At 62.2% G+C, this 22560-nt stretch carries 20 protein-coding genes; 10 read left to right on the top strand and 10 right to left on the bottom strand.

Annotated elements, in window-relative coordinates:
* Window positions 1-19: 19 nt before the first annotated feature.
* Both ACZ5M5_RS07280 and ACZ5M5_RS07275 read right to left on the bottom strand, forming a co-directional pair.
* The gene (locus ACZ5M5_RS07280; protein ID WP_060738801.1) at window positions 20-775 is read right to left on the bottom strand and encodes a TPM domain-containing protein; all 756 of its coding nucleotides are present in this window, start codon (window positions 773-775) and stop codon (window positions 20-22) included.
* A 124-nt stretch (window positions 776-899) separates the two neighbouring features.
* Window positions 900-1508 carry a LemA family protein gene (locus ACZ5M5_RS07275; RefSeq protein ID WP_464738829.1) on the bottom strand — a complete coding sequence of 203 codons (609 nt, stop codon included), beginning with the start codon at window positions 1506-1508 and terminating at the stop codon, window positions 900-902.
* 251 nt (window positions 1509-1759) lie between these two features.
* On the opposite strand from ACZ5M5_RS07275, the gene bglX reads away from it, so the two are divergent.
* A complete protein-coding gene (gene bglX / locus ACZ5M5_RS07270; protein ID WP_464738828.1) occupies window positions 1760-4051 on the top strand; it encodes a beta-glucosidase BglX in 2292 nt (763 codons plus the stop codon).
* A 264-nt stretch (window positions 4052-4315) separates the two neighbouring features.
* Here bglX and ACZ5M5_RS07265 read toward each other — a convergent pair whose 3' ends face one another.
* The 5 genes from ACZ5M5_RS07265 to ACZ5M5_RS07245 form a co-directional block, all read right to left on the bottom strand.
* The gene (locus tag ACZ5M5_RS07265; RefSeq protein ID WP_060738804.1) at window positions 4316-5473 is read right to left on the bottom strand and encodes a phospholipase D-like domain-containing protein; all 1158 of its coding nucleotides are present in this window, start codon (window positions 5471-5473) and stop codon (window positions 4316-4318) included.
* Window position 5474: 1 nt separating this feature from the next.
* Window positions 5475-6065 carry a YceI family protein gene (locus tag ACZ5M5_RS07260; RefSeq protein WP_464738827.1) on the bottom strand — a complete coding sequence of 197 codons (591 nt, stop codon included), beginning with the start codon at window positions 6063-6065 and terminating at the stop codon, window positions 5475-5477.
* A gap of 223 nt (window positions 6066-6288) precedes the next feature.
* A complete protein-coding gene (locus ACZ5M5_RS07255; protein ID WP_207281216.1) occupies window positions 6289-6600 on the bottom strand; it encodes an amidase in 312 nt (103 codons plus the stop codon).
* Window positions 6597-7691, bottom strand: coding sequence for a serine hydrolase domain-containing protein (locus ACZ5M5_RS07250; protein WP_464738826.1), 1095 nt, complete (start codon window positions 7689-7691; stop codon window positions 6597-6599). The genes ACZ5M5_RS07255 and ACZ5M5_RS07250 overlap by 4 nt, the downstream gene beginning before the upstream one ends.
* A 181-nt stretch (window positions 7692-7872) precedes the next feature.
* Complete coding sequence (locus ACZ5M5_RS07245) at window positions 7873-8757, bottom strand: acyl-CoA dehydrogenase (protein WP_464738825.1); 885 nt, start codon at window positions 8755-8757, stop codon at window positions 7873-7875.
* 145 nt (window positions 8758-8902) lie between these two features.
* On the opposite strand from ACZ5M5_RS07245, the gene olsB reads away from it, so the two are divergent.
* Both olsB and ACZ5M5_RS07235 read left to right on the top strand, forming a co-directional pair.
* Window positions 8903-9658: an L-ornithine N(alpha)-acyltransferase gene (gene olsB / locus ACZ5M5_RS07240; RefSeq protein WP_103310585.1), complete on the top strand. Its 756-nt coding sequence runs from the start codon at window positions 8903-8905 to the stop codon at window positions 9656-9658.
* Window positions 9658-10449 (top strand): lysophospholipid acyltransferase family protein, encoded by a 792-nt coding sequence (locus tag ACZ5M5_RS07235; RefSeq protein ID WP_060738810.1) that lies wholly within the window; start codon window positions 9658-9660, stop codon window positions 10447-10449. Before olsB ends, ACZ5M5_RS07235 begins: the two co-directional genes overlap by 1 nt.
* Before the next feature lie 120 nt (window positions 10450-10569).
* Here ACZ5M5_RS07235 and ACZ5M5_RS07230 read toward each other — a convergent pair whose 3' ends face one another.
* Complete coding sequence (locus tag ACZ5M5_RS07230; protein WP_103310583.1) at window positions 10570-11154, bottom strand: acyl carrier protein phosphodiesterase; 585 nt, start codon at window positions 11152-11154, stop codon at window positions 10570-10572.
* Between the two features lie 159 nt (window positions 11155-11313).
* On the opposite strand from ACZ5M5_RS07230, the gene ACZ5M5_RS07225 reads away from it, so the two are divergent.
* The 4 genes from ACZ5M5_RS07225 to ACZ5M5_RS07210 all read left to right on the top strand — a co-directional run bounded on the left by ACZ5M5_RS07225 (window position 11314) and on the right by ACZ5M5_RS07210 (window position 14720).
* On the top strand, window positions 11314-11616 hold the full coding sequence (locus tag ACZ5M5_RS07225; RefSeq protein WP_003198672.1) for an ArsR/SmtB family transcription factor: 303 nt from the start codon (window positions 11314-11316) through the stop codon (window positions 11614-11616).
* Window positions 11617-11633: 17 nt separating this feature from the next.
* Window positions 11634-12800: an MFS transporter gene (locus ACZ5M5_RS07220; RefSeq protein WP_018607025.1), complete on the top strand. Its 1167-nt coding sequence runs from the start codon at window positions 11634-11636 to the stop codon at window positions 12798-12800.
* A 32-nt stretch (window positions 12801-12832) separates the two neighbouring features.
* Window positions 12833-13882 (top strand): alkene reductase, encoded by a 1050-nt coding sequence (locus tag ACZ5M5_RS07215; protein ID WP_060738812.1) that lies wholly within the window; start codon window positions 12833-12835, stop codon window positions 13880-13882.
* 322 nt (window positions 13883-14204) lie between these two features.
* The gene (locus tag ACZ5M5_RS07210) at window positions 14205-14720 is read left to right on the top strand and encodes a hypothetical protein (protein WP_103310580.1); all 516 of its coding nucleotides are present in this window, start codon (window positions 14205-14207) and stop codon (window positions 14718-14720) included.
* 213 nt (window positions 14721-14933) lie between these two features.
* Here ACZ5M5_RS07210 and ACZ5M5_RS07205 read toward each other — a convergent pair whose 3' ends face one another.
* The gene (locus tag ACZ5M5_RS07205) at window positions 14934-15566 is read right to left on the bottom strand and encodes a TetR family transcriptional regulator (RefSeq protein WP_060738814.1); all 633 of its coding nucleotides are present in this window, start codon (window positions 15564-15566) and stop codon (window positions 14934-14936) included.
* A gap of 269 nt (window positions 15567-15835) precedes the next feature.
* Here ACZ5M5_RS07205 and ACZ5M5_RS07200 point away from each other — a divergent pair, with 269 nt between their 5' ends.
* The 3 genes from ACZ5M5_RS07200 to adeC are packed head-to-tail and all read left to right on the top strand — an operon-like array spanning window position 15836 to window position 21615.
* Window positions 15836-16993 carry an efflux RND transporter periplasmic adaptor subunit gene (locus ACZ5M5_RS07200; RefSeq protein WP_060738815.1) on the top strand — a complete coding sequence of 386 codons (1158 nt, stop codon included), beginning with the start codon at window positions 15836-15838 and terminating at the stop codon, window positions 16991-16993.
* Window positions 16994-16996: 3 nt separating this feature from the next.
* Complete coding sequence (gene emhB, locus ACZ5M5_RS07195) at window positions 16997-20161, top strand: efflux RND transporter permease subunit EmhB (protein ID WP_103310578.1); 3165 nt, start codon at window positions 16997-16999, stop codon at window positions 20159-20161.
* Entirely contained in the window at window positions 20158-21615 is a 1458-nt protein-coding gene (gene adeC, locus ACZ5M5_RS07190; protein WP_464738824.1) for an AdeC/AdeK/OprM family multidrug efflux complex outer membrane factor, read from the top strand. Before emhB ends, adeC begins: the two co-directional genes overlap by 4 nt.
* A gap of 63 nt (window positions 21616-21678) precedes the next feature.
* Here the strand turns inward: adeC and ACZ5M5_RS07185 are convergent, their stop codons facing one another.
* The gene (locus ACZ5M5_RS07185) at window positions 21679-22044 is read right to left on the bottom strand and encodes a DUF6124 family protein (RefSeq protein WP_464738823.1); all 366 of its coding nucleotides are present in this window, start codon (window positions 22042-22044) and stop codon (window positions 21679-21681) included.
* Window positions 22045-22560 lie beyond the last annotated feature (516 nt).

The following is a 22560-nucleotide window of genomic DNA, read 5'->3' as shown; positions in this document are numbered from 1 at the left end:
TGCCTGCTCATTATTATTGTCACCAGCCGCCCGACGAACCGCCGCCCCCGAAACTGCCACCGCCACCGCTGAAGCCGCCACCGCCGCCTCCACCGCTGAAGCCGCCCCCACCGGAGCTGCCCGAACCGCTGGAGCCACCGCGCCCGGCCGGCAGGATACCGAGCATCTGGCAGACCGATATCGTCAAAATAAACAGGATCACCAGGAAGATGAACAACCCGGCATGGCGCTCGACAAAATCGCCCTGCTCCTGCTGTTCATCCGTACTGTATGCCGGCGCCGGCTCGTCCAGCGGGCTGCCGCCCAGCACCACCAGCATCGCCGCGACGCCGTCGCTGATGCCTTTGTTGAAGTTGCCGGTCTTGAAGGCCGGCGTGATCACCTGGTTGATGATCACCGAACTCTGGGCGTCGGTCAGGCGATCCTCCAGGCCGTAGCCCACTTCGATGCGCAGTTTACGGTCATCCCGGGCCACGATCAGCAGCGCGCCGTTGTTTTTATCCTTCTGCCCTATGCCCCAGTGGCGCCCCAGCTGATAGCCGAAATCTTCGATGCTGCTGCCCTGCAGGTCCGCCAGGGTCACGACCACCACCTGTTCGCCGGTCGCCTGTTCATGGGCCTTGAGCTGCGTCTCCAGTTGCGCGCGCACCGAAGGGTCGAGCATCTGGGCGGTGTCCACCACACGCCCGGTCAGCGCTGGAAACTTCAATTCGGCCTGTGCCGTGACTGCAAACACCCAGAGCAACAGCACCAGGCCAAATTTCAACACTCGCATCGCAACTCCTTGTGTGGGAGCGAGCTTGCTCGCGATAGCGGTGGGTCAGCTTGCAGCAATGCTGAATGTGCCGCCGCCATCGCGAGCAAGCTCGCTCCCACAACGCTTCAAACTGCCGAATTGATCAAAACTTCACTTCAGGGGCTTTTTCGGCATTGGAGCTGGTGGCCTCGAAAGTCTCGCGCAGCGGCAGGTCGCTGTACATCACGCTGTGCCACAGGCGGCCCGGGAACGTGCGGATCTCGGTGTTGTACTTCTGCACCGCCAGGATGAAGTCGCGGCGTGCCACGGCGATGCGGTTCTCGGTGCCTTCGAGCTGCGATTGCAGCGCCAGGAAATTCTGGTTGGCCTTGAGGTCCGGATAACGCTCGGACACCACCATCAGCCGGCTCAACGCGCCGGTCAACTGGTCCTGGGCCTGTTGGAACTGCTTGAGCTTTTCCGGGTTGTCCAAGGTACTGGCGTCCACCTGGATCGACGTGGCCTTGGCCCGCGCCTCGATCACCGCGGTCAGGGTTTCCTGCTCGTGCTGGGCGTAGCCCTTGACGGTTTCCACCAGGTTGGGAATCAGGTCCGCACGGCGCTGGTACTGGTTCTGCACCTGGCCCCAGGCGGCCTTGGCCTGTTCGTCCAGGGTCGGGATGTTATTGATGCCGCAACCGGCCAGCAGCGTGGTAAGCAGCATCAAGGCCAGCATCGGCAGGCTGCGAAGGTGATTCACTCGTGGATTCATTGGATGAAGCGCTCCCTGGCATGACATTGGAAAAACCCGGCCACCTATCTCACTGGCGTCTGGGGCATAATCTGCCGCCGCACTGGATTGAAACGGGTCGATGGGCTAAAAGATGCGCGGTGCGAAACTAAGTTCAGCCCCCTGGGCTCGAAAGTGTGCTGTATTTGACCGAACAACAATAGCCGCTCCTCACATTTTGGCTGACCGGCGTGTCCTGATCACCGCCCTTTAGGCTTGCGAGAAAACTATTCATGAAGAAGCTGTGTTTGCTGGGCCTGTTTGTCAGTCTGGCCAGTCACTCCGTATTTGCCGACAACCTGCCCGCCCCCATAGAGAACAAGGACGCCTTCATCAGCCATCTGATGAAGCAGATGACCCTCGAAGAGAAGATCGGCCAATTGCGCCTGATCAGCATCGGCCCGGAAATGCCCCGGGAGATGATTCGCAAGGAAATCGCCGCCGGCAACATTGGCGGTACGTTCAACTCCATCACCCGCGATGAGAACCGTCCGATGCAGGACGCGGCCATGCGCAGCCGGTTGAAGATCCCGATGTTCTTCGCCTATGACGTGATCCACGGCCACCGCACGATTTTCCCGATCCCCCTGGCCCTGGCCTCGAGCTGGGACATGGACGCCATCTACCACTCCGGGCGCATCGCCGCCCAGGAAGCCGCGGCCGACAGCCTGGACATTACCTTCGCGCCCATGGTCGACATTTCCCGCGACCCACGTTGGGGCCGGACCTCCGAAGGTTTCGGCGAGGACACCTACCTGGTGTCGCGCATCGCCGGGGTGATGGTCAAGGCATTCCAGGGCAACGGCGCCAACGCGGCCGACAGCATCATGGCCAGCGTCAAGCACTTCGCCCTCTACGGCGCAGTGGAAGGCGGTCGGGACTACAACACCGTGGACATGAGTCCGCTGAAAATGTACCAGGACTACCTGCCGCCCTACCGCGCCGCCATCGACGCCGGAGCCGGCGGGGTGATGGTCGCGCTGAACTCCATCAACGGCGTGCCGGCCACCGCCAACACCTGGCTGATGAACGACCTGCTGCGCAAGGAATGGGGCTTCAAGGGCCTGGCGGTCAGTGACCACGGCGCCATCTTCGAACTGATCAAGCACGGCGTCGCCAAGGACGGTCGCGAAGCGGCGAAGCTGGCGATCAAGGCCGGCATCGACATGAGCATGAACGACTCGCTCTACGGCAAGGAACTGCCAGGGCTGCTCAAGGCCGGCGAGATCGAACAGAGCGACATCGACAACGCCGTGCGCGAAGTGCTCGCGGCCAAATACGACATGGGCCTGTTCAAGGATCCGTACCTGCGCATCGGCAAGGCCGAGGACGACCCGGTCGACACCTACGCCGAAAGCCGCCTGCACCGCGCCGATGCCCGTGACGTGGCACGCCGCAGCCTGGTCCTGCTGGAAAACCGCAACCAGACCCTGCCCCTGAAGAAGACCGCGAAGATCGCCCTGGTCGGCCCGCTGGCCAAGGCACCGATCGACATGATGGGCAGTTGGGCCGCGGCCGGGCGCCCTGCGCAATCGGTCACCCTGTTCGATGGCATGACCCGCGCCCTGGGCGCCGAGTCGAAGCTGATCTACGCCCGTGGCGCCAACATCACCGGCGACAAGAAGGTGCTCGACTACCTGAACTTCCTCAACTTCGACGCCCCGGAAGTGGTGGACGACCCGCGCCCGGCCCAGGTTTTGATCGACGAAGCGGTGCAAGCCGCCAAGGACGCCGATGTGGTGGTGGCCGCCGTGGGCGAGTCCCGTGGCATGTCCCATGAGTCGTCGAGCCGTACCGAACTGAACATCCCGGCCAGCCAACGCGAGCTGATCAAGGCCCTGAAGGCCACCGGCAAGCCCCTGGTGCTGGTGCTGATGAATGGCCGTCCGCTGTCGTTGCTGGAAGAAAAGCAGCAGGCCGATGCGATCCTGGAAACCTGGTTCAGCGGCACCGAAGGTGGCAACGCCATCGCGGACGTGCTGTTCGGCGACTACAACCCGTCGGGCAAGCTGCCGATCACCTTCCCACGCTCGGTGGGGCAGATTCCGACCTACTACAACCACCTGAGCATTGGCCGGCCGTTCACGCCGGGCAAGCCGGGCAACTACACCTCGCAGTATTTCGATGACACCACCGGCCCGCTCTATCCGTTCGGCTACGGCCTGAGCTATACCGAGTTCAGCCTGTCGGACATGGCCCTGTCATCGACCACGCTGAACAAGACCGGCAAGCTCGATGCCAGCGTAACCCTGGAAAACACCGGCAAGCGTGACGGCGAAACCGTGGTGCAGTTGTACATCCAGGACGTGACCGGCTCGATCATTCGCCCGGTGAAAGAGCTGAAGAACTTCCGCAAGGTGATGCTCAAGGCTGGCGAGAAGAAAGTCATCCACTTCACCATCACCGAAGACGACCTGAAGTTCTACAACGCCCAGCTCAAGTACGGGGCAGAGCCGGGCAAGTTCAACGTGCAGATCGGCCTGGATTCCCAGGACGTGAAGCAGCAGAGTTTTGAGTTGCTCTGACCTTCAGAACAACTTGATCCTCCTGTGGGAGCGAGCGTGCTCGCGATAGCGTCAGGTCAGCCGCATCGATATCGACTGACACTCCGCTATCGCGAGCAAGCTCGCTCCCACAATGGGTTCTGTGGCAAACGCTTTTGTGACCGCTGAAAATCCACTGTGGGAGCGAGCTTGCTCGCGATGGCGTCAGATCAGCCGCATCGACATTGGCTGATACTCTGCTATCGCGAGCAAGCTCGCTCCCACAGTTGTATCTGGGTGCTTGAGCTAACCGCGCCGATCCAACAGATTCACCACCACCCGATCCACCAACCCCCACACCCGCTGCTTGAATCGCTTCCACAACGGTCGGCGCTGCCAGGCGTCGAGGCTGACTTGCAGGCTCTGGGCGAAATCCCGTTCGAAACTGGCCGCCACGGCGCTGCTGAGCCTGGAATCCAGGGCTTCCAGATTGGCTTCCAGATTGAAACGCAGGTTCCAGTGATCGAAATTGCAGGAGCCGATGCTGACCCAATCATCCACCAACACCATCTTCAGGTGCAGGAAACACGGCTGGTACTCGAAAATCTGCACGCCGGCCCTGAGCAATCGCGGGTAGTAACGGTGCCCGGCGTAGCGCACGGACGGGTGATCGGTGCGCGGGCCGGTCAGCAGCAGGCGCACGTCGATGCCCCGGGCGGCGGCCTTGCGCAAGGAGCGGCGCACGTTCCAGGTCGGCAGGAAATATGGCGTCGCCATCCAGATGCGTTTCTGGCCGCTGTTCAATGCCCGGGACAGCGATTGCAGGATGTCGCGATGCTGGCGGGCGTCGGCATACGCCACCCGGCCCATGCCTTCGCCCACCGGCGGGATGCGCGGCAGGCGCGGCAAGCCGAAATTGGAGGCTGGCTTCCAGGCCCGCCGATGACGGTTGGCAAGCCACTGGCGGTCGAACAGCAACTGCCAGTCGAGCACCAGCGGGCCGACGATTTCCACCATCACTTCGTGCCACTCACTGCGGTCGTCGAGGGGGTTCCAGAATTCATCGGTCACCCCGGTGCCACCGACCACGGCCAGGCGCTGGTCCACCAACAACAGCTTGCGGTGATCCCGATAAAGGTTGCGCACCCAGCGGCGCCAGCTCAGGCGATTGTAGAAACGCAACTCCACCCCAGCCTCGGTCAGGCGCTTGCGCAGGGCCAGGGTAAACGCCAGGCTGCCATAGTCATCGAACAGGCAGCGTACGCGAACGCCCCGCTCGGCGGCCTGCACCAGTGCCTGGACCATCGCCTCGGCGCAGGCCCCCGCCTCCACCAGGTACAGCTCCAGCTCGACCTGCTCCTGGGCACGGGCGATTTCCACCAGCATGCGTGGGAAGAACTGTGGGCCGTCGATCAACAGCTCGAAGCGATTGCCTTCACGCCAGGGAAAGACCGGGCCGCTCATGTCAGCGCGCCGTGAAGATCAGCACCGCATTCACCGGCACCGACAGGCTGATGGCCGACAACCCGGCCAGGTTGCGGAGCTTTTCCAGGCCCGGCGCCAGATCGAAATCCGCCGCGTTGAGCACCACCGGCTCCAGGGTCACCACTTGGAAGCGGCGTTCATCCAGGCGCGTCGCCAGCAGTTCGACGGGGTACTCATGCTGCTTGCCGTGCAGGTTCACCGTCAGCGGCAGGCGCAACTCCAGCTGCGCGCCATTGGCCAGGTCCTGGATCGGTGCCAGGTCGATCTTGGCGGTAACGGTGGCTTCGGCGAATTGCTTGATCTGGAACAACTCGGCGCGCATGCGCTCGTCCCGCAGGGGAATGCCGCTGTTGATGGATTCCAGCTCCACTTCCAGGCGCGCCAAGCCGTCGGGCTGGACTTGACCGTGCAGCACCAGGAAACGCTGGACCTCGGAAACGTTGCCGTTTTTGCTGCTGATAAACGACAACCGCGACGACTCGCCGTCCAGGTACCAGTCGGCCTGGGCCGGCAACGCTGCGCAGGCCAGCAGCAGGCTGGCGACCGCGTGAGGGGAAAACCGCTTGAACATACACACTCGGGGGGCAGATAAACCTGTGGCGAACCTTAACCGGGCCGAGGGCGCTTGCAAACTGTCTGTTTCAACAACCGCCCAGGAATACAGAGAACCTGGGGGCAAGAGGTTTATCTGTGGGAGCAAGGCTTGCCCGCGATGGCGTTTTCAACATCGCCATCGCGGGCAAGCCTTGCTCCCACAATAGGATCGACGTGAGGCCATGTTTCCAAAGGTTAGTTCAGGGCTCCAACCGACACCCCTGCCGCTCCCCCAGCCATTGGGCGCTGTGGCTACGCCCCAACCCGCTGACGGTGACGCGCTTGGCTTCAACGGTCTCGAGAAAATCGCGGATGGGCACTGCCTGCTTCACATAACCCCGACAATACTCGGCCGGTTGCTGCATCACATAGCGGCACGAGCAGTATTCCTTGGCGGTGTAGGCACTGATGATGTCGGGGAAAGCCCGCAATGCCACCCGCTCCAACCAGACCCAACTGAACAGGGCAATGAGTAGCACCGACAGCAAGGTCAGCAGGATTTTGCGCTTCATGGCTGCCCCTTCCCGGCGAACGCCGCCATGGCGCGCTTGAGCAGTTCGTTATGGCGATAGCTGCCGTCGCGGTCGTCGCCGTAGCGCACGATCACCAGTCTGGCGCTGGGGATGATGTACAGCGCCTGGCCCCAATGGCCCAGCGCGGCGAAGGTATCCGTCGGCGCATCGGGCCAGGGGTGGAGCGTCGGATCGGCGCTGCGGTTGAGCCACCAGTGCCCGCCCGGCACGGCTTCGTCCTGGCCGGCCTGGAAGTGCACGAACGGTTCGCGGCTGAACGCGACCCAATCCTTGGGGATCAGTTGCCGTTCGCCCCAGCGGCCGTCCCGTTGCATCAACAACCCGACACGCGCCAGGTCCCGCGCCGTGAGGTAGGCATAGGACGATCCCACGAACGTGCCGCTGGCGTCGGTTTCCCAAGTCGCGTGGCGGATGCCAAGGGGCTCGAACAGGGCCGTCCAGGGATAATCGGGATAGCGTGCCGCACCGACGATGTTTTTCAGGGCCGCCGCCAACAGGTTGCTGTCACCGCTGGAATAACGAAACGCCTGCCCCGGGGGGCTGAAGCTTTCGTGCCGCGTGGTAAAGGCCGCCATGTCATGACGCCCGCGGGTATAGAGCATCGCCACCACCGAGGACTTGAGTGGCGAGTATTCGTAGTCCTCCTGCCAGTCCAGGCCAGACGCCCAGTGGAAAAGATCGGCCAGGGTCAGGCCCGGGTGCCGGTTCAGGGGTGGGTAGTACTTGGCTGCCGGATCGTCCAGGGCAAAGCGCTGTTCACCGTAGGCCACGCCGAACACCGTCGCCAACAGGCTTTTGCTGATGGACCAGGTCAGGTGCGGGGTCTGGGCGGTGGTCGGCCCGGCGTAGCGTTCATAGATCAGTCGACCGTCCTGGATCACCAGCAGCGCATCGGTACGGATGCCCTCACGGCTCGCGTCGTCCCGGGGTGGGAAGGCGTATTGTTCCAAGGCGTCGATGGCCGGCCCGCTCGGAGTCGGGCCGCTTGGCCATTGCTCGCCGGGCCAGTCTTCGGCCCGGACGCTCAGGTTGAGTATCAGCAGCGGGATCAGGAACCAGCCTTTGGACATGCTTGGGGCTCGCAGGGTTGAACCTTCAGAGCCTATGCAGACTTGATGACAGTTTCGAGGCTTGTGTCGACAGTACCGACGCCATCGCGGGCAAGCCTTGCTCCCACAGATTTTGTCTTGACCACTCAAGCATGGTCCACTCAAAACCTGTGGGAGCAAGGCTTGCCCGCGATGAGGCCCTTCAACCCAATGAAGTTCCCAACGCCTTGGCCAACCGCTTGGCCCGGGCCCCCGCCGCAAGCTCCATCACCCCTTTATCCCGCGTCCACATCTCGCGCCACGTCGCAGGCCCGGCGGCCAGGGCAGCGTCGAGTTCGTCGTCGAGCCCTTGGAACTGGGCGAACAACCCGCCCAGCAGCACATGCCCGGCAGGGCTGGAAGGGTTGTGGCGACTCACCTCCGCGCAGCCGGCAAGCAACGCCAGCAGGCGCAATTGCAACACCTGGGGCCAGGCACATTCCTGCCCGACGCCATACAACCAGGCCGTCATCGCGCTGAGTACATAAAGGTCTTCCAGGGTGCGGAACGGTTTGACGTAGGCGTCCCAGCCATCACCGGCCAGCAACTCGCACAGCGCGCCGTCGAGCAGCACGCGGCCATGGCTGATGTCCGGCATCAGGCCCATGGCGGGGAGTTTTTCCAGGGTCACGCCGGGCTCGCCCGCATAGGCCACTGCCAGGTTCAGTCGTGGCGTTTCGCCGGGCGCTTCGCTGCGAGCGGCAATCAGCAGCCACTCGGCGGCGTCGCCAGCGGTGACGAAATCCTTGCGCCCGCTCAGGCGCAAATCGTCGAGGCGGGTTTGCATGTCCGCCGGGCGCAGGCTGCGTTGTTCGGTGGCACACAGGGCGCCAAGGCTCTGGGGCGCGCTCGGCCAAAGCACCCGCAGCGCCGCCTGGTACCCCACCAGGAACGCCAGCCCCGGCGTGGCCATCGACCGGGCGCCGACCACGGCCAACTCGAACGGCGTCACCGGCCCCAGCCGTTGCAACAACACGGCATAACCTTCAGCCAGGTCCGGATAGGTGGGCAGGCGCTCGCCACGTTCGATCAGGGTGTGCCAGGGCATGAGAGGGCTCCTTGAAGGCTGTCATATAAGCATCACCAAAGCTTCATGGCGATGACACCGGGGCTACATAGCCTGACTTTGCACAACATGGCTGCATAAAGAAAGTCGACAGGCTGCAACTGAACAGCCCGCACGGAGATTCGCTATGACCCAGATCGCCCGCATCAGCGACACCGGCAATGAACGCCGCCTGCAAGCCGAACGCCTGATCGGCGCCCACGCCTTGCAAGAAGCCCAGGCCCTGCGCTTCAACGTCTTCAGCGGCGAATTCAACGCCAAGCTCAAAGGCGCGGAAGTGGGTCTGGACATGGATGACTATGATGTTCACTGCGCCCACATCGGCGTACGCGACCTGAACACCGGCCGCCTCGTGGCCACCACGCGCCTGCTCGACCACCAGGCCGCCAGCAGCCTGGGCCGGTTCTACAGCGAAGAAGAATTCAGCCTCCACGGCCTGGTCCATCTCAAGGGCCCGATCCTGGAAATCGGTCGTACCTGCGTCGACCCGGCCTACCGCAACGGCGGCACCATCGCGGTGCTCTGGGGCGAACTGGCCGAAGTCCTGAACGAAGGCGGCTACAGCTACCTGATGGGCTGCGCGAGCATTCCGATGCAGGATGGCGGCATCCAGGCCCAGGCAATCATGCAGCGCCTGCGCGAACGCTACCTGTGCACCGAACACCTGCAGGCCGTGCCGAAAAAACCGCTGCCGAGCCTGGACGTACCGTCCAACGTCATCGCCGAAATGCCGCCGCTGCTCAAGGCCTACATGCGCCTGGGCGCGAAGATTTGCGGCGAGCCGTGCTGGGACGAGGACTTCCAGGTGGCCGACGTGTTCATCCTGCTCAAGCGCGACGAACTCTGCCCGCGCTACGCCCGCCACTTCAAGGCAGCCGTGTAATGAGCCGGTTGCGGGTGTACGCGCGTATCGCGCGAGTCTTGCTGGTGGTGACCCTGGGCCTGAGCATGGCCAGCGTGTTCGGCCTGTTCGAACGCCTGGGGGTCGCCAACTCGATGGTCCGTCGCCAGCGCTGGTCGCGGTTCTTCATGGCGCGGCTGAGCCATGCCCTGCCCTTTTCAGTCACCGTCCACGGTCAACTGCCGCAACGGCCGATGCTGTGGGTCAGTAACCATGTGTCCTGGACTGACATCCCGTTGCTGGGCATGCTCACACCGATGTCATTCCTGTCCAAGGCCGAAGTGCGCACCTGGCCGGTGGCCGGATGGCTGGCCGCCAAGGCCGGCAGCCTGTTTATCCGGCGCGGGTCGGGTGACAGCCAACTGATCCGCAAACAAATGAGCCGCCACCTGGAACAGGCCCATCCGCTGCTGATGTTCCCGGAAGGCACCACCACCGATGGCCGATCCCTGCGCACGTTCCATGGGCGCTTGTTGTCTGCCGCCATTGATGCCGATGTGGCGTTGCAGCCAGTGGCGATCCGTTACCTGCGCGACGGTGAGCCGGATTCGCTGGCACCGTTCATTGGCGATGATGATTTGCTGTCGCACCTGATGCGCCTGTTCGCCAATGATCGGGGCGACGTGCACATCCATCTGCTGGAACCGATTGCCTGCCACGGCCAGGAACGCGCGGCCCTGGCGTTCCAGGCGCAACAGGCGGTGCACAAGGCGCTGTTCGGGACGATTCCCGAGAAACAGCAAGCGCCGATGCGGCCTGCCATCGCGGCTTGAACCGGATCCTTTCGTGCAGAAGGATCCCTTGTGGGAGCGAGCTTGCTCGCGATAGCGGCTTAACATTCAGCAGATGAACTGGCTGATACACCGCTATCGCGAGCAAGCTCGCTCCCACAATTAGTCCTGCGGCGTGACCTGGTTTTGAGCAAAATCCTGAAGCTGAGGGTAGAACAACCGGAAATCCTCGCTCAGCGGCTCATAAAGCTCGATCAACTCCGCCATCGCCCCGGCCAGTTCCTCGGGTCGGGACAGGCGGCGGGAAATGCCGCGCAGTACCTGCCCCAGCACGTCGAATTCCTGATAAGACCCCAGCCAGTCATCCGCCGCCATATACGGCGCGATCTGTGCCAGGCGCCCTGGCAACTGCGGTTCGGTGCGCAGTACCTGGTAGACACGGGACGTGAAATCCACCAGCGGCCCTTCGCCGTACAACGCCCAGTCCCGGGCCAGGCAGTGATCGAAAAACACGTCCAGCACAATCCCGGCATAGCGCCGTCGCACCGTGGAAAAACGCGACAGGGCAATGTCCACCAAGGGATGGCGGTCGGTGTACATGTCGATGCGCCGATGCAGGGCAATCGCCGCTTCGATCTGCGGATCGTACTGCCCTTGCAACGGCCCTTTGACGAAGTCGCCGTAGAGGCTGCCGAGCAGTTGTTCCCGGCCAGGGCCGCCGAGGTGCAGGTGCGCGAGATAGTTCATGGACCGCAGCTTAGCACCCCCGCGCCCATATCGTTATAACCCGATATAGCGATTTGTTCGGCATTCAGATCAAATCCATATTGGTGTATCGCGAAATAACGATTTAAGGTTCGCTCTATCGCGATATAGCGTTTTACTCACCCCCCGAGCCTGCCACCCATGACCCTCGACCTCGACGAAATAATAAAAGCCCTGGCGCACCCAGTACGGCGAGACATCCTCAACTGGCTCAAAGACCCCAAGGTCCAGTTCCCCGAGCAGTTGCACAACCACGAGTTCGGCATTTGCGCCGGGCAGATCGACCAGCGTTGCGGCCTGTCGCAATCCACGGTGTCTGCGCACTTGGCGGTGTTGCAACGGGCGGGGCTGATCACCAGCCAGAAGGTCGGTCAATGGCACTTCTTCAAACGCAACGAGGAAGTGATCCAGCAGTTCCTCAAGCAAATGAGCCAAGAGCTCTGACCCGACAAGGACTCATCATGCCCCTCTCACTCCTGATCCTGGCCCTGAGCGCCTTCGCCATCGGCACCACCGAGTTCGTCATCATGGGCCTGTTGCCCGACGTGGCGGCTGACCTGGGCGTGTCGATTCCCGGCGCCGGCTGGCTGGTGACCGGCTACGCCCTGGGCGTGGCCATCGGCGCACCGTTCATGGCCCTGGCCACCGCCCGGCTGCCGCGCAAGGCCGCCCTGGTGGCGCTGATGGGGATTTTCATCGTCGGCAACCTGCTCTGCGCGATCGCCAGCGACTACAACGTGCTGATGTTCGCCCGGGTCGTCACCGCCCTGTGCCACGGCGCGTTCTTCGGCATCGGTTCGGTGGTGGCCGCCGGCCTGGTGGCGCCCAACAAGCGCGCCTCGGCCGTGGCCCTGATGTTCACCGGCCTGACCCTGGCCAATGTGCTCGGCGTGCCGTTGGGCACCGCACTGGGCCAGGAGGCCGGCTGGCGTTCGACCTTCTGGGCGGTGACCGTCATCGGTGTGATTGCGCTGATCGGCCTGATTCGTTTCCTGCCAGCCAAGCGCGATGAAGAGAAACTCGACATGCGCTCGGAACTGGTAGCGCTCAAAGGCGCCGGCCTGTGGCTGTCCCTGAGCATGACCGCGCTGTTCTCCGCGTCGGTGTTCACCCTGTTCACCTACGTCGCCCCGCTGCTGGGCGAAGTGACCGGCGTGTCGCCCCGTGGCGTGACCTGGACCCTGGTGCTGATCGGCCTGGGCCTGACCCTGGGCAACATCATCGGCGGCAAGCTGGCGGACAAGAGCCTGGCGAACACCCTGATGGGCGTCTTCCTCACCATGGCCGTGGTGTCCACCGTCCTGAGCTGGACCAGCGTGGCGCTGATCCCCAGTGAAATCACCCTGTTCCTCTGGGCCACCGCCTGCTTCGCTGCCGTGCCGGCCCTGCAAGTCAACGTGGTGACCTTCGGCAAAGACGCACCCAACCTGGTGTCCACCCTGAACATCGGCGCCTTCAACATCGGCAACGCCCTGGGCGCCTGGGTCGGCGGCAGCGTCATCGACCATGGCCTGGGCCTGACCTCCGTGCCCCTGGCCGCCGGCGCGCTGGCCGTGCTGGCGCTGCTGGTCACCCTGATCACTTTCCGCCAGGGCGGCAATGCCGACCTGGCCCCGGCGACTCATTGATTTAACCCTTCCACTTTCGAGGTTGTATTTTCATGGCGACTATTTTCGACCCTATCAAACTCGGCGACATCGAGCTGAAGAACCGCATCATCATGGCTCCACTCACCCGCTGCCGCGCCGACGCAGGCCGCGTCCCCAACGCGCTGATGGCCGAGTACTACGTGCAACGCGCCTCCGCTGGCCTGATCCTCAGCGAAGCCACGTCCGTCACGCCGATGGGCGTGGGCTACCCCGACACCCCGGGCATCTGGTCCAACGACCAGGTGCGCGGCTGGGCCAACATCACCAAGGCGATCCACGGCGCCGGCGGCAAGATCTTCCTGCAACTGTGGCATGTGGGCCGGATCTCCCATCCGTCGTACCTCAATGGCGAAGCCCCCGTGGCGCCCAGCGCGATCCAGCCCAAGGGCCACGTGAGCCTGGTTCGCCCCCTGGCCGACTACCCGACGCCGCGCGCACTGGAAACCGCTGAAATCGCCGACATTGTCGACGCCTACCGTGTCGGCGCCGAGAATGCCAAGGCCGCGGGTTTCGACGGCGTGGAAATCCATGGCGCCAACGGCTACCTGCTCGACCAGTTCCTGCAAAGCAGCACCAATCAGCGCACCGACCAGTACGGCGGTTCCCTGGAAAACCGTGCCCGCCTGCTGCTGGAAGTGACCGACGCAGCCATTGAAGTCTGGGGCGCCGGCCGAGTGGGCGTGCACCTGGCGCCACGGGCCGACTCCCATGACATGGGCGACGAAAACCGTCTGGAGACGTTCAGCTACGTGGCCCGTGAACTGGGCAAGCGCGGCATCGCCTTCATCTGCTCCCGTGAGAAGGAAGGCGATGACAGCATCGGTCCGCAACTCAAGCAGGCGTTCGGCGGCCCGTACATCGCCAACGAACGCTTCACCAAGGACAGCGCCAACGCCTGGCTGGCGGCTGGCAAGGCTGACGCGGTCGCGTTCGGGGTTCCGTTCATTGCCAACCCGGACTTGCCGGCACGCCTGAAGGCCAATGCACCGTTGAACGAGCCGCATCCTGAAACTTTCTATGGGAAAGGCCCAGTGGGGTACATTGATTACCCCGTGATGTAAGCTCGCACCAGCCGCTTTATAAAAAAGCCCCGACTCGAAAGAGCCGGGGCTTTTTTTATACCTGTAAAACTTCGGCCACGCGCAATCAACGCGAACAGCAACATTAAATAACAAGGCAACTTTCATCCAGCATGGATTCAATCACGCAACGGCGCTAATAATAACGCTCGAACGCACCAACCACTGATACAAAGGATTGAAACTTACACTTCACCCAGCCACACATTAAGAACTTTAACATTCCAGCAACACCCACTAACCAGACACCATCAGTTTGCAGGCGAACGCCAGTGAACCGTGTACTTATGAGAGATGCCTTACCATGAACATCCTGAAAAACTTCATTCTCGCCCTCCTGCTGGGCCCCGCCATGGTTGCCCACAGCCAGGCCAATACCGAAGTGACCGTGGAGATTGCCAACAACACCCGCGGCACATTGAAAATGAACAACCTGTTAACCGACCCACCCCAGGCCGAGGATTTTTCCTTGAGCGCCCACGACATCGATCCAACATCAAGTTATAGATTCCATATCGAGCACTTCAGGGATTACACCTACCCCGGAGCCGGCTGGCGCCCGACATTAAAAAAAGTCAAACCTGTCGAACTGGTCCTTAATTATGAAATGAGCCATTTCAACTTTGAATGTCAAATGCACACTCGCTTGCAGGTCTCCATCGTGCCTGGCGCTTTGGAACCCAGCTATAAGCCCACTTGGAAGAGCAGGACGACTTACACCGGCAATGGCGAATACACGTGCCGCTCGGAAATTTCCCGGAAGATGCTTGAGCCCCCCTTCAACTACACCGTTCGCCTCATTATCGAACCAGGTCGGTGAGCCTGCGGCCCCGCCAAGACGTTGACATGAGCCGGCGATTCTCCTGCAAGCTTACTCCGTGGGATCGGGAGCCGACGGAGTCGCTGCCGGTCACGAAACAAATCCCCTACAAAATTTGTTCATGATTGCCTTTCAACCACGACAGCATTCAGTTTATAAAAGCTATTTCGAACTCTTGTCATGAAACAAGCCGAAGCAATTACGCATTTTGTTTCATTTGCGCAGGCTAGGGCTCAGGCGCAGCATATCCAGCCCGATATCCACCCAGCGCTCAGCCTCACCGGCCAGGGGGAAGCTATCGGGGGCCAGCAGCCACTGATAAAGAATACCGTCGACATAGGCATGCAGGGCAATCGCCGCCCTTTCCGGTTCCAGGTCCGCCGGTAGCTGGCCACGATTCATCGCATTGCGCAACGACAAGGCAATACGCACATTACAGTCGAGACTGACCTGGCGCCGCTGCTGGCGCAGATCGCACATTTCATCGGTGAATTCACACTTATGGAACAGAATCTCATTAATGCGTCGGGTCTTCGGGTCCAGGGCAACTTGTTGAAACAATTGCACCAGCAGCTTGCGCGTACAGCCCAGCGGGTCAAGCTCCTCTTCATTCTCACTGGCGCGGGCCAGGTCATCGAGCGGCTCATGCAAGGTATCGAGCATGGCCTGGAGCAGGTCCGCCTTGTTGCTGAAATGCCAATAGATAGCACCGCGCGTCACGCCGGCCAGCGTCGCGATATCCGCCAGAGTGGTGCGGGCCACGCCTCGCTCGAAGAACGCCTTTTCGGCCGCTTCGACTATCTGGCTGCGAGTCTCCTGGGCTTCCTCTTTGGTACGACGGACCATGGCAGTAAACACCTCAATCAGGATTGCGTCAGCAATGCGTAAGAATCAGCAGAGCAAAATACGAGGCGACGTCGCTTGAAGCGCGTCCCCTCCGATCTACTCAGGCCCTTTGTCAGGTTTTTGTAAATCCGGATATTACGCAATTTGGCTGTTTACAAACAACCGTGTACGTAAGTATATTTCTTAGCATCCTACTAATTGAATTACTGCTGCTTTTTTACCTTCCACCTTCGAGTGCGCCCCTTGCGCGCCTGGACCCGAGGATTTCCATGCAATTCAAGCCAGCTGTTACCGCTCTGGTTACCGCCATCGCCCTGGCATCGCTGCTCAGTGGATGCAAAAAGGAAGAGGCTGCGCCTGCACCGCCCCCTCCTCAGGTCGGCGTCGTAACCCTCAAGACCCAGCCCTTCACCTTGACCTCGGAACTGCCGGGCCGCACCAGCGCGTTCCGCGTCGCCGAAGTACGGCCACAGGTCAACGGCATCATTCTCAAGCGTCTGTTCAAGGAAGGCGCCGACGTCAAGGCCGGCCAGCAGCTGTACCAGATCGACCCTGCGGTCTACGAAGCGACCCTCAAGAGCGCCGAGGCCAACCTGCGCTCCACCAAGTCGATTGCCGACCGCTACAAGCAACTGGTGGATGAGCAGGCGGTGAGCCGTCAGGAATACGATACCGCCGTGGCCAATCGCCTGGAATCGGAAGCCAATCTGCAGACGGCCCAGATCAACGTGCGCTACACCAAGGTCTACGCACCGATTTCCGGTCGCATCGGCCGCTCCTCGGTCACCGAGGGTGCGCTGGTGAGCAACGGCCAGGCTGATGCCCTGGCAACCATTCAGCAACTGGACCCGATCTATGTCGACGTGACGCAGAGCTCGGTCGAGCTGCTGCAACTGCGCCGCGAACTGGAAAGCGGCCGATTGCAAAAGGCCGGCGAGAACGCGGCCATGGTCAAGCTGACCCTGGAGGACGGCAGCCAGTATCCGCACGAAGGCAAGTTGGAGTTTTCTGAAGTGTCGGTTGACCAGACCACCGGCTCCGTGACCTTGCGCGCCGTGTTCCCCAACCCTGACCACACCCTGCTGCCGGGCATGTTCGTCCACGCCCAATTGCAGGCCGGTGTGAACAGCGCGGCGATCCTGGCACCGCAACAAGGCGTGACCCGCGACCTCAAGGGCGCGCCAACCGCGCTGGTGGTGGGTGCGGACAACAAGGTCGAGCTGCGCCAGCTCAAGGCCAGCCGCACCGTCGGCAGCCAGTGGCTGATCGAAGACGGGCTCAAGGCCGGCGATCGCCTGATCACCGAAGGGTTGCAGTTCGTCCGCCCTGGCGTGGAGGTCAAGGCCACCGAAGCCACCAACGTAGGCACCAAGAACCCGGCCCCCGCAAAGGCAGCTGATAAAGCCGCCGGCGGCAAAGGGGAGTAAACCATGTCGAAATTTTTCATCGACCGTCCGATTTTCGCCTGGGTGATCGCCCTGGTGATCATGCTGGTCGGGGCTCTATCGATTCTCAAATTGCCGATCAACCAGTACCCGAGCATCGCGCCGCCGGCCATTGCCATCCAGGTGACCTACCCGGGTGCGTCCGCGCAGACCGTGCAGGACACCGTGGTGCAGGTCATCGAGCAGCAGCTCAACGGTATCGACAACCTGCGTTATGTGTCCTCGGAAAGTAACTCCGACGGCAGCATGACCATCACCGCGACCTTCGAGCAGGGCACCAACTCCGATACCGCCCAGGTCCAGGTCCAGAACAAGCTGAACCTGGCCACTCCATTGCTGCCGCAAGAAGTGCAGCAACAGGGCATCCGCGTCACCAAGTCAGTGAGAAACTTCCTGATGGTGATCGGCGTGGTGTCGCGTGACGGCAGCATGACCCGGGAAGACTTGTCCAACTACATCGTGTCCAACATGCAGGACCCGATCTCGCGCACCGCCGGTGTCGGTGACTTCCAGGTGTTCGGCGCCCAGTACGCCATGCGCATCTGGCTCGACCCGGCCAAGCTGAACAACTTCAACCTGACCCCGGTGGATGTGAGCACGGCCATTTCCGCGCAGAACGTCCAGATCGCCTCCGGCCAGCTCGGCGGCCTGCCTGCCATGCCCGGCCAGCAACTGAACGCCACCATCATCGGCAAGACCCGCCTGCAGACCGCCGAGCAGTTCAAGGCCATCTTGCTCAAGGTCAATCCGGACGGCTCGCAAGTGCGTGTCGGCGATGTGGCGGATGTCGCCCTCGGCGGTGAAAACTACAGCATCAACGCCCAGTTCAACGGCCTCCCGGCTTCCGGGCTGGCGGTGAGGCTCGCCACCGGCGCCAACGCCCTCGACACGGCCAAGGCCCTGCGCAAGACCGTCGACGACCTCAAGCCATTCTTCCCGCAAGGCCTGGAAGTGGTGTTCCCGTACGACACCACCCCGGTGGTGAGCGAATCGATCAAGGGCGTGGTCGAGACCCTGGTCGAAGCGGTCGTGCTGGTGTTCCTGGTGATGTTCCTGTTCCTGCAGAATTTCCGCGCCACCATCATCACCACGATGACCGTGCCGGTGGTACTGCTGGGCACCTTCGGGATCCTCGCGGCATTCGGCTTCAGCATCAACACCCTGACCATGTTCGGCATGGTGCTGGCCATCGGCTTGCTGGTGGACGACGCCATCGTCGTGGTGGAAAACGTCGAACGGGTGATGAGCGAAGAAGGCCTGTCGCCCAAGGAAGCCACGAAAAAATCCATGGGCCAGATCCAGGGGGCCCTGGTGGGTATCGCCCTGGTGCTCTCGGCGGTACTGCTGCCGATGGCGTTCTTCGGCGGGTCCACCGGTGTGATCTACAAGCAGTTCTCCATCACCATCGTCTCGGCCATGGCCCTGTCGGTACTGGTGGCACTGATCTTCACCCCTGCCCTGTGCGCCACCATGCTCAAGGCCATTCCGAAAGGCGAGCACGGCACGCCGAAACGCGGCTTCTTCGGCTGGTTCAACCGCACCTTCGACCGTGGCGTCAGGAGCTACGAACGTGGCGTGGGCAACATGCTCAAGCACAAGGCCCCGTACCTGCTGGCCTACGTGATCATCGTGGTCGGCATGGTCTGGCTGTTCACCCGTATCCCGACAGCGTTCCTGCCGGAAGAAGACCAGGGCGTGCTGTTTGCCCAGGTACAGACACCGGCCGGCTCCAGTGCCGAGCGCACCCAGGTGGTGGTGGACAACATGCGCGAGTTCCTGCTGCGCCCCAGCAAGGACGGCGGCGAAGGCGACGGTGTGGCCTCGGTGTTTACCGTGACCGGCTTTAACTTCGCCGGTCGTGGCCAAAGCTCGGGCCTGGCATTCATCATGCTCAAGCCATGGGAAGAGCGTAACGCTGACAACACCGTGTTCAAGATCGCTGGCCGCGCCCAGCAACACTTCTTCACCTTCCGCGACGCCATGGTGTTCGCCTTCGCCCCGCCGGCGGTGATGGAACTGGGTAACGCCACCGGTTTCGACGTGTTCCTGCAGGACCGTGCCGGCATCGGCCACGACAAGCTGATGGAAGCCCGTAACCAGTTCCTGGGCATGGCGTCCCAGAGCAAGGTGCTGGCCCAGGTACGTCCGAACGGTCTGAACGATGAACCGCAATACCAGTTGGAAATCGATGACGAGAAAGCCAGCGCGCTGGGCATCACGCTCTCGGAGATCAACAACACCCTGTCGATTGCACTGGGCAGTAACTATGTGAACGACTTCATCGACCGTGGTCGGGTGAAACGGGTGTACGTCCAGGGCCAGCCGAACTCGCGCATGAGCCCCGAGGACCTGCAGAAGTGGTACGTGCGCAACAGCGCCGGGACCATGGTGCCGTTCTCTGCGTTCGCCAAGGGCGAGTGGGTCTACGGCTCGCCGAAACTGGCGCGTTACAACGGCGTGGAAGCGATGGAGATCCTCGGTACCCCGGCACCGGGTTATTCCACCGGTGAAGCCATGGCCGAAGTCGAAGCCATCGCCAAGAAGCTGCCGGCCGGCGTGGGTATTTCCTGGACGGGCCTGTCCTATGAGGAACGCCTGTCGGGTTCCCAGGCGCCGGCGTTGTATGCCTTGTCGCTGCTGATGGTGTTCCTGTGCCTGGCGGCGCTGTATGAGAGTTGGTCGATTCCGATCGCGGTCATGCTCGTGGTGCCACTGGGGATCATCGGTGCCTTGATGGCCACCAGCTTGCGCGGCCTGTCCAACGATGTGTACTTCCAGGTGGGCCTGTTGACAACCATCGGCCTGGCGGCGAAAAACGCCATTCTGATCGTGGAGTTCGCCAAGGAACTTCACGAACAGGGACGAACGCTGGTGGAAGCCGCCATCGAAGCCTGTAGGATGCGTCTGCGGCCGATTATCATGACCTCGCTGGCGTTCGTCCTCGGCGTGGTCCCGCTGGCGATTTCCACCGGCGCCGGCTCGGGCAGCCAACACGCCATTGGCACCGGTGTGATCGGCGGCATGTTGACCGCTACCATCCTGGCGATTTTCTGGGTGCCCTTGTTCTTCGTGACCGTGTCGTCGATAGGTCGCCGCAAAAATGCGGACCAGGACGATACTCCTGAAACTTCTAAAGAGGCTGGCCAATGAGCAAGTCGCTCCTCTCCCTGACCATCGCCGCCGCCGTGCTCAGCGGCTGCTCGCTGATCCCCGACTATCAGCGGCCCGAAGCACCGGTCGCGGCGCAATACCCGCAAGGGCCGGCCTACGAGGCAGCCAAGGCGCCCGGCCAGGCCGCCGCCGAGCAAGGCTGGAAGCAGTTTTTTCATGACCCGGCGTTGCAACAGCTGATCCAGGTCGCCCTGGAAAACAACCGCGACCTGCGCGTCGCGGCGCTGAACATCGATGCCTACGCCGCGCAATACCGCATCCAGCGCGCTGACCTGTTCCCGGCGGTCTCGGCCACCGGTTCCGGTAGTCGCCAGCGGGTACCGGCACGGGCTTCGCAAACCGGCGAAGCGGCGATCAGCAGTTCCTACTCGGCCACCCTGGGCATCAGCGCCTATGAACTGGACCTGTTCGGTCGGGTTCGCAGCCTGAGCGAGCAAGCATTGCAAAGCTACTTCGCCACCGAAGAAGCCCGCCGCAGCACCCAGATCAGCCTGGTGGCCAACGTCGCCAATGCCTACCTGACCTGGCAGGCCGACAAGGAACTGCTCAAGCTGACCCAGGAAACCCTCGGGGCCTACGAGCAAAGCTTCAAGCTGACCTCGCGCAGCGCCGAAGTCGGCGTGGCCTCGGCCCTGGACCTGAGCCAGGCGCGTACCGCGGTGGAAAACGCTCGTGTGCAACTGGCCCGCTACACTCGCCAGGTGGCCCAGGACGAAAACAGCCTGACCCTGCTGCTGGGCACCGGCCTGCCGGCCAACCTGAACTCGCAACCGTTGAGCGATGACCTGCTCAGCGAAGTGCCGGCCGGGCTGCCGTCGGACCTGCTGCAACGTCGTCCGGACATCCTCCAGGCCGAACGCAACCTGCTGGCCGCCAACGCCAACATCGGCGCCGCGCGGGCCGCGTTCTTCCCGAGCATCAGCCTGACGGCCAACGCCGGCACCTTGAGCCCGGACCTGTCCGGCCTGTTCAAGGGCGGTTCGGGCACCTGGACCTTCGCGCCGCAGATCAACCTGCCGATCTTCAACGCCGGCAGCCTGCGAGCGAGCCTGGACTACGCCAAGATCCAGAAAGACATCAACGTCGCGCAGTACGAGAAGTCGATTCAGACAGCGTTCCAGGAAGTCTCCGACGGCCTGGCCGCACGCCAGACCTACAACGAACAGTTGCAGGCCCAGACCGACTTCGTTGCCGCCAACCAGGACTACTACCGCCTGGCCGAGCGTCGCTACCGCATCGGCGTCGACAGCAACCTGACCTTCCTCGACGCCCAACGCCAGTTGTTCAGCGCGCAACAGTCGCTGATCACTGACCGCCTTGCGCAACTGACCAGCGAGGTCAATTTGTACAAGGCACTGGGCGGTGGTTGGAATGCCGAGACGGGCAAGAACGAACCGGTGAAAGAAGAAGCGCCGAAGATGAAATTGTTCTGATTGACCCTTGACTGCAGAAACACGAAGCCCACCGAAAGGTGGGCTTTTTTGTTTGTGCCTGCTTCAACTCCGACTTGGCGAACGCGGGTCGACGACATCCAGCGCACGATTAGCCAACAATTCACTCAGCTCGATCATCTGCGCCACGCCGAGCGCGACATGCCGCCGCGAGCCCTCCAACTCGAACGCCAGGTCACTGACCATGGCATTGGCCGAGGCCAGGGTTTCGCTGAGATTGGCCAGGAGACACTCCGTGTCGATGGTATCGATGACGGTGAAGACTTGTGTTGAGGTTTTGGGTTTGGGGTCAGGGTGGGTGCCCAGATGGTAATCGAGTGCTCGGCCTGCGGCCTCTTGGAGCTTTTCTGGATCGGGGTCGTTGTAGGGGAAAGTGCTCTCTGATGGCGAAGAAGGATGGTGTTTTTTCATAACGGCGCTCCTGCATCAATGGGAGCCCGAGACGTGGGCCCGGGCGCTGGCGCCTAACGAATTCGGCGGGCTTGCAGTCCCGGTCGCTGGATTGGCAGCGACACGTACAAGCTAGAGATACCGCTTCTGAGCAGCAACCTTAAAACCTCGTCGGAAAAATCGCCGCGTCTGTCAGACCGGCCACAAATCTTGTGGGAGCGAGCTTGCTCGCGATGGCGGCCTTACGGCCAGAAAATTGTTGATCGAGTACATATCCATTCCTGCGGTAACGGCCACTTAGGGTTCCGCCCTTACGGCGGCTCACTTTCGAAGAGCGCGAAAGTAAGCAAAGCGCTTTTGCCCCACCACTCGGTGCCTCGCCTAGGCTCGGCATGCCTGAACGAAGGCATTGCTCCGTGGGCCGCCGCGAAGGGCCATCCATGGCCCAGCGCGGCTAACCCGGCATCCATGCCGGGTTGCCCACTGCGCAATACCTTCGTTCAGCCAGCGTGGTTAATGGGGCGCCAAGATCAACGT

Source organism: Pseudomonas sp. Van50, from assembly GCF_055390755.1.
The sequence above is the reverse complement of the archived record's forward strand: the minus strand, read 5'-3'. Positions and strand labels throughout refer to the sequence as shown.